This is a genomic window from Flavobacterium sp., assembly GCF_040402895.1.
Classification (GTDB): domain Bacteria; phylum Bacteroidota; class Bacteroidia; order Flavobacteriales; family Flavobacteriaceae; genus Flavobacterium.
This window is the reverse complement of sequence record NZ_JBBALR010000001.1, coordinates 408,827-425,380: the sequence shown is the minus strand read 5'-3', so window position 1 is coordinate 425,380 and position 16,554 is coordinate 408,827. Positions and strand designations below refer to the sequence as shown.

The 16,554-nt window shown below is 33.8% G+C and carries 16 protein-coding genes, 2 tRNA genes and 1 pseudogene; 11 read left to right on the top strand and 8 right to left on the bottom strand.

What is annotated here, in order from left to right; genetic code table 11:
- Positions 1-367: 367 nt before the first annotated feature.
- Positions 368-447 (bottom strand) — tRNA-Leu (locus tag ABWP60_RS02005).
- Between the two features lie 188 nt (positions 448-635).
- Here ABWP60_RS02005 and ABWP60_RS02000 point away from each other — a divergent pair.
- Together ABWP60_RS02000 and ABWP60_RS01995 are read left to right on the top strand one after the other, a co-directional pair.
- Positions 636-1,577, top strand: a complete 942-nt coding sequence (locus ABWP60_RS02000; protein WP_353147744.1) for a ribose-phosphate pyrophosphokinase — start codon at positions 636-638, stop codon at positions 1,575-1,577.
- Between the two features lie 74 nt (positions 1,578-1,651).
- Complete coding sequence (locus ABWP60_RS01995) at positions 1,652-2,257, top strand: 50S ribosomal protein L25/general stress protein Ctc (protein WP_353147741.1); 606 nt, start codon at positions 1,652-1,654, stop codon at positions 2,255-2,257.
- Between the two features lie 73 nt (positions 2,258-2,330).
- Here the strand turns inward: ABWP60_RS01995 and ABWP60_RS01990 are convergent, their stop codons facing one another.
- The 5 genes from ABWP60_RS01990 to ABWP60_RS01970 are packed head-to-tail and all read right to left on the bottom strand — an operon-like array spanning position 2,331 to position 7,042.
- The gene (locus tag ABWP60_RS01990) at positions 2,331-3,113 is read right to left on the bottom strand and encodes an enoyl-CoA hydratase/isomerase family protein (protein ID WP_353147812.1); all 783 of its coding nucleotides are present in this window, start codon (positions 3,111-3,113) and stop codon (positions 2,331-2,333) included.
- The gene (locus ABWP60_RS01985) at positions 3,110-4,519 is read right to left on the bottom strand and encodes a sensor histidine kinase (RefSeq protein ID WP_353147738.1); all 1,410 of its coding nucleotides are present in this window, start codon (positions 4,517-4,519) and stop codon (positions 3,110-3,112) included. Before ABWP60_RS01985 ends, ABWP60_RS01990 begins: the two co-directional genes overlap by 4 nt.
- 49 nt (positions 4,520-4,568) lie before the next feature.
- On the bottom strand, positions 4,569-5,108 hold the full coding sequence (locus tag ABWP60_RS01980) for a CopD family protein (RefSeq protein WP_353147736.1): 540 nt from the start codon (positions 5,106-5,108) through the stop codon (positions 4,569-4,571).
- Between the two features lie 29 nt (positions 5,109-5,137).
- The gene (hemH, locus tag ABWP60_RS01975) at positions 5,138-6,157 is read right to left on the bottom strand and encodes a ferrochelatase (protein WP_353147734.1); all 1,020 of its coding nucleotides are present in this window, start codon (positions 6,155-6,157) and stop codon (positions 5,138-5,140) included.
- 12 nt (positions 6,158-6,169) lie between these two features.
- Positions 6,170-7,042, bottom strand: coding sequence for a helix-turn-helix transcriptional regulator (locus ABWP60_RS01970; RefSeq protein WP_353147732.1), 873 nt, complete (start codon positions 7,040-7,042; stop codon positions 6,170-6,172).
- A 228-nt stretch (positions 7,043-7,270) separates the two neighbouring features.
- Between ABWP60_RS01970 and hemA the strand changes: the two genes are divergently transcribed.
- The 8 genes from hemA to ABWP60_RS01930 are packed head-to-tail and all read left to right on the top strand — an operon-like array spanning position 7,271 to position 14,032.
- On the top strand, positions 7,271-8,527 hold the full coding sequence (gene hemA / locus ABWP60_RS01965) for a glutamyl-tRNA reductase (protein ID WP_353147729.1): 1,257 nt from the start codon (positions 7,271-7,273) through the stop codon (positions 8,525-8,527).
- A 25-nt stretch (positions 8,528-8,552) separates the two neighbouring features.
- Entirely contained in the window at positions 8,553-9,479 is a 927-nt protein-coding gene (hemC, locus tag ABWP60_RS01960) for a hydroxymethylbilane synthase (protein ID WP_353147809.1), read from the top strand.
- Positions 9,480-9,481: 2 nt separating this feature from the next.
- Positions 9,482-10,162 carry a uroporphyrinogen-III synthase gene (locus ABWP60_RS01955; protein WP_353147726.1) on the top strand — a complete coding sequence of 227 codons (681 nt, stop codon included), beginning with the start codon at positions 9,482-9,484 and terminating at the stop codon, positions 10,160-10,162.
- 60 nt (positions 10,163-10,222) lie between these two features.
- On the top strand, positions 10,223-11,248 hold the full coding sequence (gene hemE, locus ABWP60_RS01950; protein WP_353147723.1) for a uroporphyrinogen decarboxylase: 1,026 nt from the start codon (positions 10,223-10,225) through the stop codon (positions 11,246-11,248).
- Between the two features lie 28 nt (positions 11,249-11,276).
- Entirely contained in the window at positions 11,277-12,179 is a 903-nt protein-coding gene (hemF, locus tag ABWP60_RS01945; RefSeq protein WP_353147720.1) for an oxygen-dependent coproporphyrinogen oxidase, read from the top strand.
- 55 nt (positions 12,180-12,234) lie between these two features.
- Positions 12,235-12,597 carry a four helix bundle protein gene (locus ABWP60_RS01940; protein ID WP_353147717.1) on the top strand — a complete coding sequence of 121 codons (363 nt, stop codon included), beginning with the start codon at positions 12,235-12,237 and terminating at the stop codon, positions 12,595-12,597.
- 27 nt (positions 12,598-12,624) lie between these two features.
- Complete coding sequence (gene hemB / locus ABWP60_RS01935) at positions 12,625-13,623, top strand: porphobilinogen synthase (protein WP_353147715.1); 999 nt, start codon at positions 12,625-12,627, stop codon at positions 13,621-13,623.
- 7 nt (positions 13,624-13,630) lie between these two features.
- Complete coding sequence (locus ABWP60_RS01930; RefSeq protein WP_353147712.1) at positions 13,631-14,032, top strand: c-type cytochrome; 402 nt, start codon at positions 13,631-13,633, stop codon at positions 14,030-14,032.
- Positions 14,033-14,064: 32 nt separating this feature from the next.
- Here ABWP60_RS01930 and ABWP60_RS01925 read toward each other — a convergent pair.
- Positions 14,065-14,146: transfer RNA gene (locus tag ABWP60_RS01925), tRNA-Leu, on the bottom strand.
- A 59-nt stretch (positions 14,147-14,205) separates the two neighbouring features.
- Positions 14,206-15,597, bottom strand: coding sequence for a dipeptidase (locus ABWP60_RS01920; RefSeq protein WP_353147709.1), 1,392 nt, complete (start codon positions 15,595-15,597; stop codon positions 14,206-14,208).
- Positions 15,598-15,883: 286 nt separating this feature from the next.
- Between ABWP60_RS01920 and ABWP60_RS01915 the strand changes: the two are divergent.
- Positions 15,884-16,456: pseudogene (locus ABWP60_RS01915) on the top strand (30S ribosomal protein S16); the annotation flags it as partial.
- Positions 16,457-16,554 lie beyond the last annotated feature (98 nt).

Sequence of the window (16,554 nt, the reverse complement as noted above, 5' to 3'; positions counted from 1 at the left end):
GTAAAAAATGCATTTTTTAGTAGATTTAATTATGAATACTAAAAATATTATCTAAAATATTTTTGATATTCATAATTCAAAACCATTTTAATTAATCTTCACCATTTTATATTTAAATTCCAACAATAAATGTTGGGTTACTGAGAACATCGAAACAGGTATAATGCTTCTTGAAAACGTCGACTAAATGTTTTATAAAAGTGATAATTTAGGGAAAAATTATTTATTGAAAAATTACTTTTCTGGAATGAGATATGTCTAACCCCTGAAGTAAACTAGGGGATTAGGATTTTAACCAGAAATAGTAAGGGTTTGGAAGGTGCTAAAAAAGGAAAAGCTGTCAAAAATGACAGCCTTTCCGTTTATGTACCCGGAGTGGGAATCGAACCCACACTCCAAGGAACACGAGTTTGAGTCGTGCGCGTCTACCAATTCCGCCATCCGGGCATTTAAAAGCAATAAATAATGTAATATTTTATTTTACGGCTTTTTAAAGTGAGTGCAAATATAACCAAAGTTTCTAATTTCATTGTAAAAATACTTAAAATTTTACTTTCAGAGTTCAATTAAATTACTAACTTTGCACCCAAAATGCACAAGACAACAACTAACTAACTACTAAACAACAAATTAAAATGTCATACAAAGAGCCTGAAGCAAAAATATTTGCGTGTTCTCAAAGTGTGTATCTAGCAGAAGAAATCGCCAGTAAATATGGTGTGCCGCTAGGTAAAGTAACATTCTCAAAATATAGTGATGGTGAATTTCAACCCTCTTTTGAAGAATCTATTAGAGGTCTTCGTGTATTTTTAGTGTGTTCTACATTTCCGAGTGCAGATAATTTAATGGAATTGTTATTAATGATTGACGCTGCTAAACGAGCATCTGCCAGACATATAACCGCTGTAATTCCTTATTTTGGATGGGCAAGACAAGACAGAAAAGACAAACCAAGAGTGCCGATAGGGGCAAAATTGGTGGCAAAATTATTAGAAACAGCAGGAGCTACTCGAATTATGACCATGGATTTACATGCCGATCAAATTCAAGGTTTCTTTGAAAAACCAGTAGATCACCTGTTTGCTTCCACTATCTTTTTACCTTATGTAAGAAGCTTAGGTTTAGAAAATTTAACAATAGCATCTCCAGATATGGGCGGTTCTAAAAGAGCGTATGCGTATTCTAAATTTTTAGAATCAGATGTGGTAATTTGTTATAAACAAAGAAAAGTAGCCAATGTAATTGATACGATGGAATTGATTGGTGAAGTAAAAGGAAGACATGTTATTTTAGTAGATGACATGATTGATACAGGTGGAACATTAGCTAAAGCAGCTGATGTAATGATTGAAAAAGGTGCTTTGAGTGTAAGAGCCATTTGTACACACGCCATTTTATCTGGTGGGGCGTACGAAAAAATTGAAAACTCAAAATTAGAAGAGTTAATCGTTACAGATTCAATTCCGTTAAAGAAAGAATCTAAGAAAATAAAAGTAGTGAGTTGTGCGCCATTATTTGCAGAAGTAATGCGCATGGTTCAGAATAACACTTCCATAAGTGGGAAGTTTTTAATGTAAAGTTAGTGGGTTTGAAGATGTTCATTCCTTTAAACTACTAACCAATTTTTTTTATTAATTTTAATTTATTTCAAATGAAATCAATTACGATCAAAGGATCACAAAGAGAAAGCGTGGGCAAAGTAGCTACTAAAGCCTTACGTAATGCTGGAATGGTTCCTTGCGTTATTTACGGAGGGGAAAATCCAGTACATTTTAGTGCTGAAGAAAGAGCATTTAAAGGTTTAGTTTACACTCCAGAAGCGCACACTGTAGTAATTGAATTAGAAGGTGGAAAGAAATTTGATGGTATCTTACAAGATATTCAATTTCACCCAGTTTCTGACAAAATTTTACACGTAGATTTCTATAATCTAGATGCAGCAAAAGAAATTACTATGGAAGTGCCTGTTAAAATTACTGGAACATCTCCAGGGGTTTTATTAGGAGGGGTTTTACGTTTAAATCAACGTAAACTTAAAGTAAGAGCTTTACCTGCAAACTTACCAGATTTCGTAGAAGCAAACATTTCTGAATTAGAAATGGGTAACAAATTATACGTTACTAAATTAGCTGCTGAAAATTACAAAATTTTACACCCAGACAATACGGTTGTTTGTCAAGTAAGAATTTCTCGTGCTGCTATGAAAGCGGCTCAAGAAGCTGCAAAAGCAGAAAAAGGTGGAAAAAAGAAAAAATAATTCAATTTTCTATACAAGTAAAAATCCCGAGCATTGCTCGGGATTTTTTTATTAAAATAAATTTAGAATTGTTTTATTTCCCAACAAAAATTGCTTTTCTTTTTTCTAAAAATGCAGTGGTGCCTTCTTTAAAATCTTCAGTAGCAAAACTAGCCCCGAAGTTTTTTATTTCAACATGAAATCCATTTACTCCGTCTTCAAAGTTGGCATTTATAGCTTCTATAGCTTTTGCAATAGCTACACTAGAATTTTGACTAATTTTTGTAGCCAAGGCTTTCGCCAAATCTAATAACTCCTCTTGCGACACCACATGATTTACTAACCCATATGATTTTGCCGTTTCAGCATCAATCATATTGGCTGTCATAATCAATTCCATGGCTCTACCTTTTCCAATTAATTGCGTCAATCGTTGTGTGCCTCCATATCCTGGAATGACACCTAAAGTGACTTCTGGCAATCCCATTTTCGCATTAGTTGAGGCAATTCTGAAATGACAGCTCATGGCCAATTCTAATCCACCACCAAGAGCAAAACCGTTTACTGCAGCTATAACTGGAGTTTGTAAATTTTGTACAAAATCAAATAATAACTCTTGTCCTTTTGCGGCCAATTGTTCTCCTTCGGAAGCAGAAAAATGAGCAAATTCAGAAATATCTGCTCCAGCTACAAACGCTTTTTCACCACTTCCAGTTAAAATAATAACTTTGGTACTACTATCGTTATTTAAATTACTAAATGCGGTATGCAATTCTTCAATTGTAGCTTTGTTTAAAGCATTTAATTTTGTAGGTCTGTTAATAGTAACAATCGCGAAATTGTCTTGTTTTTCAATTAATATAGTTTCCATTTTTATATTTTTATAGGTAATTTTACTGTAAATTGCGTTCCTTTTTTTTCTTCGGATTCAAAAGTAATGCTTCCGTTATAATTTTCTATAATTTTTTTAATAATAGCCAATCCCAATCCCATTCCTGAATTTTTAGTGGTAAATTTTGGTTCGAAAATATAAGCTGCGTTTTCAGTTGAAATTCCAATTCCATTATCTGAAATCTTTAAAACAAAATTGGTATCTTCTTTTAAAATTTCAACCACAACCGATTTAATTTCTTGGTTTTCAGGTATGGATTGAATGGCATTTTTCACCAAATTTGTAACTATTCTTGTCAATTGTGTTCTGTCAAAAAATGTGTAAATTTCATTTTCTGAAGTCTTAAAAATAATGTAATCTTCATTAAAAATTTCTATGGCCGTTTTACAAACCTGAACAAGGTTTAACTGTTCATTTTGTTGTGTTGGCATATTTGCAAAATTCGAAAAGGCACTAGCCACAGTGCTCATGGTATCGATTTGTTGTATAAGTGTTTCTGAAAAATCATGAATTTTCTGACTTATTTTTGGATCGTTTATATCAAATTTTCTTTGAAAACTTTGAATAGTTAGACGCATTGGTGTCAGTGGGTTTTTAATTTCATGCGCTACTTGTTTTGCCATTTCTCGCCAGGCATGTTCTCGTTCACTTTGGGCTAGTTTTTGCGCACTTTCCTCTAAGGTGTCCACCATATTGTTATAGGCTAAAATTAGCCCATTAATTTCTTGATTTCCTGGCTGAAGTTTTAGTTTTTGGTTGCGCTCATTTAATTGTGTAATCCCTAATTTTTCTGATATTTGAGAAATCGATTTGGTAATTGTACTGGATAATAAATAAGAAATTAATATAGAAATAATAAACATTATTCCAAAAACTTGTATATATCTTGTCAAGAAATTTTCCGCTTCTTGATTATAAAAATCGCTATTTTCTTCATAGGGAATATTTATTATGGCAAGATTTTTAAAATCGGTATCTTTAATATAACTATATGATGATTTTATGTATGTTTCGTTTTCTTTGGCTTTTGTAATAACAATTCGTTTTTCAGAAGAATTTTTTAAATTTTTTAAAATTTCTGCTTGAATTTTCGGTTTGTTCTTATTTAAATTAGTATTTGAAGAAAGTATTAGTTTTCCATTTAAATCAAAAAAGTTTATTTCTAAACTATGAATATCTGATAATTCATGAATTCTAGATCTAAATATATTTCTTACGTTTTCGCTTGTAAGAGGGTATTTTGTAGTTTGTAAAATGTATTCTATATGTTCTTTTATGGCATTTTCTTTTCGAGACAAACGTTCTTTATGGTATTCTTTAGCTTCATATCTGAAGTGAATTAACGAAACAACTGTAATCAATATCGTTGAAAATGTTATTAGAAACAACATCGACAAAAATATTCTTTTTCGTAAGGAAAGTGTATGTATTTTTAAAAATTTAATCACTTTTTTTATCTCTTATTCTTTTATAGAATTTAAAACCTAGCATAATAATTACGGAAAATAAAATAATTCCAATAACACCATAAATCCAATTGATAGCATTTTTTAAAATTACTAAAAAAACTACGGCAAACAAAATGATAGTAGCACCTTCATTCCATAATCGCATAAAATTAGAACTGTAGTTTACCTGATTGTTTTGTAATTCGGTATATATTTTCTGACATTTAAAATGATACATAAACAACAAAACCACAAAACCTAACTTGACTTGCATCCAAGGCATTTCCAAAAAAGCGGGATTTATATGTAATAAGGAAAGCGCAAAAATAGTAGCTAAAATGGCACTTGGCCATGTAATTATGTACCACAAACGATACGTCATTATCTTGTATTGCTTTTGTAAAATTTCTTTTTCAGGTGAAGGTTTGTCATTCGCTTCTATTTGATAAACAAATAAACGTACAATGTAAAACAACCCAGCAAACCAAGTAATTACAAAGATTAAATGTAAAGATTTTAGGTATTCATACATAAAATAAACTATTTACTAATCACTTTTTACTAATTACTACTCTTAAATTCCTCAATCCATTTGGCTACTACACCACACCATTCATCTTCGTCATTCATACACGGTATGGCCATAAATTCTTCCCCGCCGTGATGTTTAAATTCTTCATTGGCTTCCATTGCAATTTCCTCTAAAGTTTCTAAACAATCGGCCACAAAAGCAGGCGTTACAACAGCCAATTTCTTAATACCTTTTTTAGGCATTTTATTTACTTCTACATCAGTGTAAGGCGTTAACCATTTGTCACCTGCTAAACGAGATTGAAAGGTTTGGCTGTATTTTCCTTCCGGAATACCTAATGCTTTTACTACTTGTTTGGTCGTTTCATAACATTGATGGCTATAACAAAATTCATGCGCTGGCGAAGGCGTATTGCAACAAGTTCTATCCATTTTACAATGCGATTTTGTAATGTCTGTTTTACGAATATGACGCTTTGGAATACCATGATATGAAAACAATAAATGATCGTATTCAAAACCTTCTAAATGCTTTTTTATCGAATTGGATAAGGCTTCAATATAACCAGGTTTGTTATAAAACGCAGGAACCGTAGTAAATTTCATATTCGGAAAATGCTTGGCGCGAAGTTCCTCTGCCAACACTAAAATAGTTGTGGTTGAAGCCATAGCGTGTTGCGGATATAATGGAAAAAGCATCACTTCCGTTACGCCTTTGTCGTGTAATTCTTGCAACCCTTTTAAAATAGTAATGGTTCCATAACGCATGGCTAAAGCGACCGGAATGTCAACCAAACCTTTCACTTTTTCATGCATTTTTTTTGAAATTACAATTAATGGCGACCCTTCTTCAGTCCAAATACGAGCATACGCTTCCGCAGATTTTTTTGGTCTTGTTTGTAAAATTATGCCTCTAACCAATAAAGCACGTAATAAAAACGGAACGTCTATTACGTATTTATCCATTAAAAACTCATCTAAATAGGGTTTTACATCTTTAGCAGTAGGGCTTTCTGGCGAACCAAGATTTACTAATAATACTCCTTTCATTGTGTTGTTATGTTATAAATTAACGTTTAAGTTTAATAGGTATTTTTTTGGCGTGGTACCAAATTTCTTTTTAAAAGCAGCAATAAAATGGCTAGAAGTGCTGTAGCCAATTTTCAAACCTACTTCGTTTACATTATAGGATCCGGTATCTAGTAGTTTTCTTGCGAATTCCATTTTATAATCAAATAAAAAATTAAAAACGGTGTCTCCATAAATTTCTTTAAAACCTGCTTTTAATTTTTTTAATGAAATACCCACTTCATCAGCTAATTCTTGTAAACCAGGCGGTTCTGCCATGTTTTTTATAATGATTTCCTTAGCTTTTTTAATTTTTAAAACATTTTCTTCGTCGGATAAAAACGGACAATGTTCTGCATTTGGATCTTCATTGGTGTTAAAAAACAGACTCAATAATTCGTAACTTTTTCCTTTTAAATACAAGGTTTTAATTGAAGAATTTTGGTTGTAATGAAAAATCTGATTCAAAACAATAGCCATTGACGGACTAATACTTTCTTCAGTATAATATTTTTTTTCTAAATTATCTTTACTCAAAAAAGGAATCATTTCCGAATCAGATGAAAATAAAGTATGGAATTTTTTAATTGAAATAAGAATGGAAATGATCCAACTTTTCGGAGCAATTTCTAAATGAAGCGGCAATTCTTTTTGCGGATTGTATAGCAAAAGTGCTTTTTCTTCATTTAAATCTAAAATATACGAATTATTGTTAAAAATAAATTTCCCTTTTCCTTTTACATTAAAATGGAATTGAATTAAACCAAAACCTACTTGTTTTTCTAACGTTTCTGTGCTATCAGAATCGTTTTGAAATCGTAATAAAGTAAAATCGGTGTCAATTTTAATTTCTTCAAATGAACTCATAGCGTTATTTTTTTATGAATTGTTTAACCAAAAAACAGCTTGTTATTTATAATTAATCTAAACAAATCGGTTGTTTGGTGCTGAATTTGTTGCAAAGTTAGTAGTTTATATCAAAATAAGTGCAATTTATTTAAAAAAATCGAATTCCGATATAAAAAGTACTTTTAGCGTTGTTTTTGTGTATCAGGAAACAATAATTTTGTGCATCTTTAAGAGATAAAGCAATTTATGGACAATCATTCACCTGCAAAACAAACTACTTTCTATGCCATCGGACTTAGCTACAAAAAAGCGGATGCCAAAATTAGAGGTAAATTTAGTTTAGACGATACTTCCAAAGCAACCCTATTGGAACAGGCGAAAACAAACGGGATTGAAAGTTTAATTGTTACTTCCACTTGCAACAGAACTGAAATTTACGGTTTTGCACAGCATCCTTTTCAATTGATTCATTTATTGTGCGAAAACAGTTTAGGAACGGTTGAAGAATTTCAAAAATACGCCTACGTATACAAACAAAAGGAAGCTTTAAACCACATGTTTAGAGTTGGAACGGGCTTGGATAGTCAAATTTTAGGAGATTTTGAAATTATTTCCCAGCTTAAAAATGCTTTTGTAGAAAGTAAAAAACACAATTTAGCCAATGCGTATTTAGAGCGATTGGTAAATTCGGTGATTCAAGCAAGTAAAAAAGTTAAAAATGAAACCGAAATTTCAAGTGGTGCTACTTCCGTTTCTTTTGCGGCAGTTCAATATATTTTTAAAAATGTTGAAGAAATTTCCAATAAGAATATTTTACTTTTCGGAACTGGAAAAATCGGAAGAAATACTTGCGAGAATTTGGTTAAACATTCTAAACACGATCAAATTACGCTGATCAATAGAACAAAAGACAAGGCCGAAAAATTAGCCAAAAAACTCAATCTTGTTGTTAAAGATTATTCCGATTTACAAATAGAATTACAAAAGGCAGATGTAGTGGTTGTGGCTACTGGCGCTCAAAATCCTACAGTGGATTTAGACATTTTAAATCTAAAAAAACCTTTGTTGATTTTAGATTTATCTATACCTAAAAATGTCAACGAAAATGTAAAACAAAATCCCTTAGTTACGTTAGTTCACATGGATTATTTGTCGGAAATTACCGATGAAACTTTAGAAAACAGAAAACTATTTATACCGGCTGCCGAAGTAATTATTAGTGAAGTTTTAAGTGAATTTTTAACTTGGTCAAAAGGCAGAAAATATGCGCCCACCATTCATGCTCTAAAGGCCAAATTAAACGCCATCAAAGAATCTGAAATCAATCATTTAAAAAAGAAAAATGCCGATTTCAATGAAGAATATACCGAAATTGTTACCGCGAAATTAATTCAAAAAATAACCAGTCATTTTGCCAATCATTTAAAAGATGACAACACCGTTGTGGACGAAAGTGTAGAGTGGATTAATAAAGTTTTTCAAATAGAAAACCAAAAACGTTAATTTTGTTGATGTTTTAAAATATATAATAGTGAGTAAAACCATACGAATAGGAACACGCGATAGCGAATTAGCACTTTGGCAAGCCAAATCAGTTGAAAAACAGTTGAACGATTTGGGCTACAAAACAGAAATTATCGCAGTAAAATCCGATGGAGATATCGTTTTAGACAAACCATTATACGAATTAGGAATTACCGGAATTTTTACAAAAACGCTAGATGTAGCAATGATTCAAGGTAAAATTGACATTGCAGTTCATTCCATGAAAGACGTGCCAACACTTTTGCCTAATGGTATTGTACAAGGTGCCGTTTTGGAAAGAGCTTCAGCATTTGATATTTTGGTTTATAATGAAAATTTAGATTTCTTAAACGAAGAAAACGCTACAATTGCGAGTAGTAGCTTGCGAAGAAAAGCAAGTTGGTTACACAAATATCCAAGTCATAAAATAGTAGATATCAGGGGTAATGTAAATACGCGCCTGCAAAAAGTAGCGGATTCAAATTGGGGCGGTGCTATTTTTGCGGAAGCCGGTTTGGAGCGCATCCACTTAAAACCAGAAAAGGCAATTATTTTAGATTGGATGATTCCAGCACCCGCTCAAGGGGCTATGGTTGTGGTGTGTAATGCAGATGATTTCTTTTCTTTAGATGCCGTTTCGCAATTAAATCATATAGAAACCGAAATTTGTACGTACATAGAACGTCAATTTCTAAGAACGTTAGAAGGAGGTTGTACAGCACCAATTGGAGCCATTGCCACTTATAACGATAAAGAAGATGTAATTGATTTTACAGGTGTTTTATTATCGATAGACGGAAAACAAAAATTAGAAGTTACTAAAACCGTAGCCGTTTCGGAATGGAAAAAATTAGGATTTCATCTCGCACAAGAAATTTTGAGTAAAGGTGGTATTCAATTGATGTCAGAAATTAAAGAAAATTTAAAATAATCATGACAAATCAAACCACAATACTTTCTACCAAAACACTTTCACCAATTCAAAAACAAGAATTAGTAAAAGCGAATATTCAAGTTATTGAAGCCGATTTTATTAAAACAGAAAACGCTGCTTTCGAAATAAAAAATCTGAACAAAAACTTAATTTTTACTAGTCAAAACGCAGTTTTAAGCATTTTGCAACATCCAACAATTGAGCAATTAAAACAGAAAACCGTTTTCTGTGTAGGATTAAAAACCAAAGAATTATTGAACGAAAATGGTTTTACAGTTGAGGCGTACACCGGTTTTGCAGAAGATTTAGCAGAAATTATTACCATAGTTTATTCCGATGAAAGTTTTACTTTTTTTAGTGGCAATCTTCGTAAAGATACCTTACCAGAAATGTTAAGCGAAAATGAAATTATTTTCAATGAAATTAAAGTGTACGATACAACGTTAACACCTCATAAAATTTCAGATAAACTAGATGGAGTTTTGTTTTTCAGTCCATCTGCAGTAACTAGTTATTTGAAAAAAAATACACTTGGCAACGAAAAATTGTTTTGTATTGGCAATACAACAGCAGATGCTTTAAGAGCGGTATTGTCTGAAACTAAAATTAAAAATATAAAAACAGCATATCAACCAAGTATTGAAAACGTAATAGAATTAGCAATAAGCCATATGCAGTAAGCATTAGGCATAAAAACAAACGCTTAAAGCCTAGTGCTTAAAGCATAAAGCAAACAGAAAATGATTAAGAACGACCTTTTTTTAAGAGCCTTAAATAACGAAAAAGTAGAACGTCCACCCGTTTGGATGATGCGTCAAGCCGGAAGATATTTAACAGAATTTAGAGCTTTGCGCGACAAATACGATTTCTTTACCCGTTGCGAAACGCCAGAATTAGCAGCTGAAATCACCGTGCAACCAATTCGTATTGTAAAACCAGATGCGGCGATTTTGTTTTCTGATATTTTGGTTGTGCCAAGAGCGATGGGAATTCACGTGGAATTGAAAGACAATTTAGGGCCAATAATTCTAAATCCTATTCGTACTTCACAAGATGTAGAAAAAGTATTTGTTCCCGATGTAAACGAAACGTTGGGTTATGTTTTTGACGCCATCAAATTGACCAAACAAATGCTAAACGACGAAGTGCCATTAATTGGTTTTGCTGGTTCGCCTTGGACCATTTTTTGTTATGCTGTAGAAGGAAAAGGTTCTAAAAGTTTTGATACCGCCAAAGGATTTTGTTTTTCAAACCCTGTTGCAGCACACGTTTTGTTACAAAAAATTACAGATACTACTATTTTATATTTGAAAGAAAAAGTAAAAGCAGGTTGTAATGCCATTCAGATTTTTGATTCTTGGGGAGGCATGTTGTCTCCAGTAGATTATCAAGAATTTTCTTGGCAGTACATCAACCAAATCGTTGAGGCACTTGCGGAAGACACTAAAGTGATTGTTTTCGGAAAAGGATGTTGGTTTGCTTTGAACGATATGGCCAAATCAAAAGCATCGGCTTTAGGAGTAGATTGGACCTGTTCACCAAGAAATGCAAGATATTTATCTGGTGGAAAAATTACCTTACAAGGAAATTTTGATCCGTCACGATTGCTTTCGCCAATTCCTGTCATCAAAAAAATGGTTCACGAAATGATAGACGAATTTGGAAAGGACAATTACATCGTTAATTTAGGTCACGGGATTTTACCCAACATTCCTGTAGATCATGCGAAAGCATTTGTGGAAGCAGTTAAAGAATACAACAATTAGGCTGAGCTAACAGCGAATCGCTTTTTAAATGAAAAACAAATTCTACATCTACATACAAAACCTTCAAGAACAAATCTGTAAAGGATTAGAGGACATTGATGGTGTTGCCCAATTCCGAGAAGACATTTGGGAACGACCAGAAGGCGGTGGTGGAAGAACACGCGTAATTGAAAACGGGCAAGTTTTTGAAAAAGGCGGCGTTAATATTTCTGCGGTTCATGGAAAATTACCGGAAGCCATGCAAAAAATGTTTAACGTAGGCGAAGCTGATTTTTTTGCTTGCGGATTGAGTTTGGTTTTGCATCCAAAAAATCCAATGGTGCCAACGGTTCACGCGAATTGGCGCTATTTTGAGATGTACGATGAGAAGGGTAATGTAATCAATAGTTGGTTTGGTGGAGGCCAAGATTTAACGCCTTATTATCTTTTTGAGGAAGATGCGATTCATTTTCATCAAACCTGTAAAACGGCTTGCGACAAATATGATTCCGCCTTTTATCCGAAATATAAAAAACAATGTGACGACTATTTTTGGAACGCACACCGCAACGAAGCCCGAGGAATTGGCGGATTATTTTTTGATTATTGTAAAGCAACCGAAGAACAATCGATGGAAGATTTGTTCCGTTTTGTATCCGAAGTGGGAAATAGTTTTCTGGAAGCCTATGTTCCAATTGTCGAAAAAAGAAAAGACTTGCCTTTTACACCAGAACAAAGAACGTGGCAAGAAATTCGCCGTGGTCGTTATGTTGAATTCAATTTGGTTCACGACAAAGGCACTTTATTTGGCTTAAAAACCAATGGCCGAATAGAAAGTATTTTGATGAGTTTACCACCACATGTACAATGGCGTTATGACCATCATCCCGTGTCGGGAAGTGAAGAAGAAAAAATAATAAAAGTATTAGAAAAACCAGTTGATTGGCTGTAAGCTGTCAGCACTTAGCAGTTAGCTAAATTAATAGAACAAGATAAGCTCAAAAAAAATGAGAGATTATAAAAAATATTTAGTTTGGGAAAAATCACATCAGTTAACGCTGGATATTTATCGAAATACAATTTCATTCCCAAAAGAAGAACAGTTCGGATTAATTAGTCAGATAAAAAGATCTTCAAGTTCTATTCCGACGAACATTGCAGAAGGATGTGGAAGAAATTCGGATAAAGATTTTTGTAGATTTCTTTATATTGCATTTGGTTCAGCTAATGAATTAGAATATCAAATATTATTGAGTATTGATTTAAAATTTATTGCCCTTGAAAATGGTCAAAAACTTCTTTTTCAAGTTGAAGAAATAAAAAAAATGTTAAACGCATTAATAACAAAGTTAAATAAAGCTAACAGCTAACAGCTGATTGCTATAAAGCTAAAAGATATGTTTCCATTACAAAGAGGTAGAAGATTACGAGTAAACGAAAGCATTCGTTCATTAGTTAGAGAAACCACATTAAGTCCGGCTGATTTTATGTTCCCTATGTTTATTGCAGCGGGAGAAAATGTGCAAGTCGAAATTCCATCGATGCCCGGAATTTACCGTCGTTCGATTGATTTAACGGTGAAAGAAGTAAAAGAAATCTACGAGTTGGGAATTCGCGCCGTAAACATTTACGTAAAAGTAGACGAATCATTAAAAGACAATACTGGGAAAGAAGCTTGGAATCCCAACGGGTTGATGCAACAAGCCATTCGTGCCATCAAAGCAGCTTGTCCTGAGATGATTGTGATGCCTGATGTGGCTTTGGATCCGTATTCAATATATGGTCACGACGGAATTATTGAAAAAGGCGATGTGGCAAATGATGCAACCAACGAAGCCTTAGTAAAAATGGCCGTTTCGCATGCGCAAGCGGGAGCCGATTTTGTAGCGCCAAGCGACATGATGGACGGACGGGTTTTGCGTTTGCGCCAAGGTTTGGATGCTGCAGGATTTGAAAATGTAGGCATTATGAGTTATTCGGCGAAGTATGCTTCGGCCTTTTATGGGCCGTTTCGAGATGCGTTGGATAGCGCGCCAAGAGTAGCCGATGTTGCCGTTCCGAAGGATAAAAAAACGTACCAAATGGATTATGCCAATCGTATCGAAGCCATCAAAGAAGCCCTTTGGGATGTAGAAGAAGGTGCCGATATGGTCATGGTAAAACCAGGAATTGCCTATTTGGATATTGTTCGCGAAGTAAAAAATGCGGTGAATGTGCCTGTAACGGTTTTTCACGTGTCGGGAGAATACGCCATGATTAAGGCCGCAGCGGAAAGAGGTTGGCTTGACCACGACAAAATTATGATGGAACAATTAATGTGCATCAAACGCGCCGGAGCCAGTTTAATTTCGACTTATTTTGCGAAAGAAGCCGCAATTTTATTAAAAAAAAAATAGACTAGTTATGAAAGTGTATTTCAAATTTCTTCTGATTGGATCTTTTGTTTTAAATCTCATTCGTTGTGGTAAAAAAGCAGAAACGGATGCTATAGGGAATCCTATTGAACAAACAGAAACTTCAGCAAACCAAACACCTAAAGCGTTAGGTAAAGAAATATTTGAAGGAAAAGGAATGTGTGCTACTTGTCATAAAGCAGATGTAGCAACTTCAGGACCAAGCATTAAAGACATTTCTAAAATATATACAGAGAAAAAAGCAAGTATTTCCTTATTCTTACAAGGTGAAACAGATCCTATAGTTGATCCTTCGCAATATGAAATTATGAAAGCCAACCTCGAAATCACAAAAACCATGACGAATGAAGAAGTGCAAGCTTTAGAAGCGTACATGTTAAGTGTTAAATAAAAAAGCTCAAAACATGGTTTTGAGCTTTTTTGTGCGGGTAAAAGGACTCGAACCTTCACACCTTGCGGCACCAGATCCTAAGTCTGGCGTGTCTACCAATTTCACCATACCCGCGATAATTGGAGTGCAAATATATAAACTAAGTTTTCTTTTAGCAAATTAATTTCTTCTTTTTATTTTTTATACATTTCTGTAAAATATTTATAAAATAACGGAATAGTTTCAATTCCTTTCATGTAGTTGAAAATTCCATAGTGTTCATTTGGTGAGTGAATGGCATCGCTATCCAAACCAAATCCCATTAAAATCGTTTTGCTTTTTAATTCTTTTTCAAACAAAGCAACTATTGGAATACTTCCACCAGAACGAACAGGAATAGCCGAAACACCAAACGATTCAGTATAAGCTTTGTTTGCTGCTTGATAACCAATACTGTCAATTGGAGTTACGTAACCTTGTCCGCCATGATGAGGTGTTACCTTAACTGTTACGGCACTTGGCGCAATACTTTCAAAGTGTTTTTTAAATAATTCTGTTATGTTTTCCCAATCTTGATTTGGAACCAATCGCATAGAAATTTTCGCAAATGCTTTACTTGCAATTACGGTTTTTGCTCCTTCACCAGTATAACCACCCCAAATCCCGTTTACATCTAAAGTTGGACGAATAGAATTTCTCTCGTTAGTTGTATAGCCAGATTCACCATAGGTATCTGCAATATTTAATGCTTTTTTGTAATCCTCTTCAGAATACGGTCTTTTTGCCATTTCGGCTCTTTCTTCTAACGATAATTCTTCCACACCATCATAAAAACCGGGAATCGTAATATGATTATTTTCATCGTGTAACGAAGCGATCATTTTGGTTAATATGTTTATAGGGTTGGCAACTGCACCACCATATAAACCAGAATGCAAATCTCTATTTGGACCCGTTACTTCTACTTCCACATAACTTAAGCCACGTAATCCAGTTGTAATTGAAGGCTGCGTGTTTGAAATCATTCCAGTGTCTGAAATTAAAATCACATCACAAGATAATTTTTCTTGGTTGTGTTCCACAAACCAACTTAAACTTTTAGAACCCACTTCTTCTTCGCCTTCAATCATAAACTTTACATTGCAAGGCAAGTTGTTATTTGCAATCATGTATTCAAAAGCTTTCACGTGCATGTACATTTGACCTTTGTCGTCACAAGCGCCTCGAGCAAAAATGGCGCCTTCCGGATGAATTTCTGTAACTTTAATTACAGGTTCAAATGGAGGAGACGTCCACAATTCAATTGGGTCTGCGGGTTGTACATCATAATGTCCATAAACTAAAACAGTAGGAAGATTTGGATCGATTATTTTATGTCCGTAAACGATTGGATAGCCTGGTGTTTCGCACATTTCAACTACATCACAACCTGCTTTTTCCAAACTAGATTTTACAGATTCGGCAGTATTAATTACATCTTGAGCATAGGCGCTATCTGCACTAACAGAAGGCATTTTTAATAATTCTATTAATTCTTTAATAAATCGTTCTTTATTCTCCTGAACGTATTGTTTTATGTTTTCCATGATTGTTTTTTATAAAGTTCAAATATACGAATTCAATATCAATGTCAAAATTCAATGGTAAAAACAATTTCAAAATTCAATGTTAATATTAATTTCAAAATAGTTTAGAACACAGATTGAAGAAATTTTTAAGATTTCTAAAATTTATCTAATCTGTGTTCTAAAAAATCCATTAAAACACTGATTTAAAAATAATTAAACATAAAACATTGAAATTTAATAATTATTATTATCTTTGCACCCTTAATTAACCGAGGTCGAGTACCTCAAATTTAATCACAAGATTATGCCAGTAAGAATTAGATTACAAAGACATGGTAAAAAAGGGAAACCTTTTTTCTGGATCGTAGCGGCAGATGCCCGCTCAAAAAGAGATGGTAAATACCTAGAAAAAATAGGGACGTACAATCCAAACACAAACCCTGCAACTATTGATTTAAATATTGATAGTGCTGTTCAATGGTTACACAATGGTGCGCAACCAACTGACACGGCTAAAGCAATTTTATCTTATAAAGGTGCTTTATTGAAACATCATTTAGATGGTGGCGTTAGAAAAGGTGCTTTAACACAAGAACAAGCAGATGCTAAATTAGCAACTTGGTTAGATGCAAAAGCTGGAAAAGTTGATGCTAAAAAAGATGGGTTAAGCAAAGCGCAAGCAGATGCTAAAGCTAAAGCTTTTAAAGCAGAACAAGCTGCAAACGAAAAACGTATCGCCGCTATTGCTGATGCTGCAAAAGTAGAAGAAGTAGTTGAAGCTGCTGCTGAAGTAACTGAAGAAGTTGCTGTTGAAGAAGTAGTTGAAGCTGTTGTTGAGGTGACTGAAGAAGTTGCTGTTGAAGAAGTAGTTGAAGCTGTTGCTGAGGTGACTGAAGAAGTTGCTGTTGAAGAAGTAGTTGAAACTGTTGCTGAGGTGACTGAAGAAGTTGCTGTTGAAGAAGTAGTTGAAGCTGT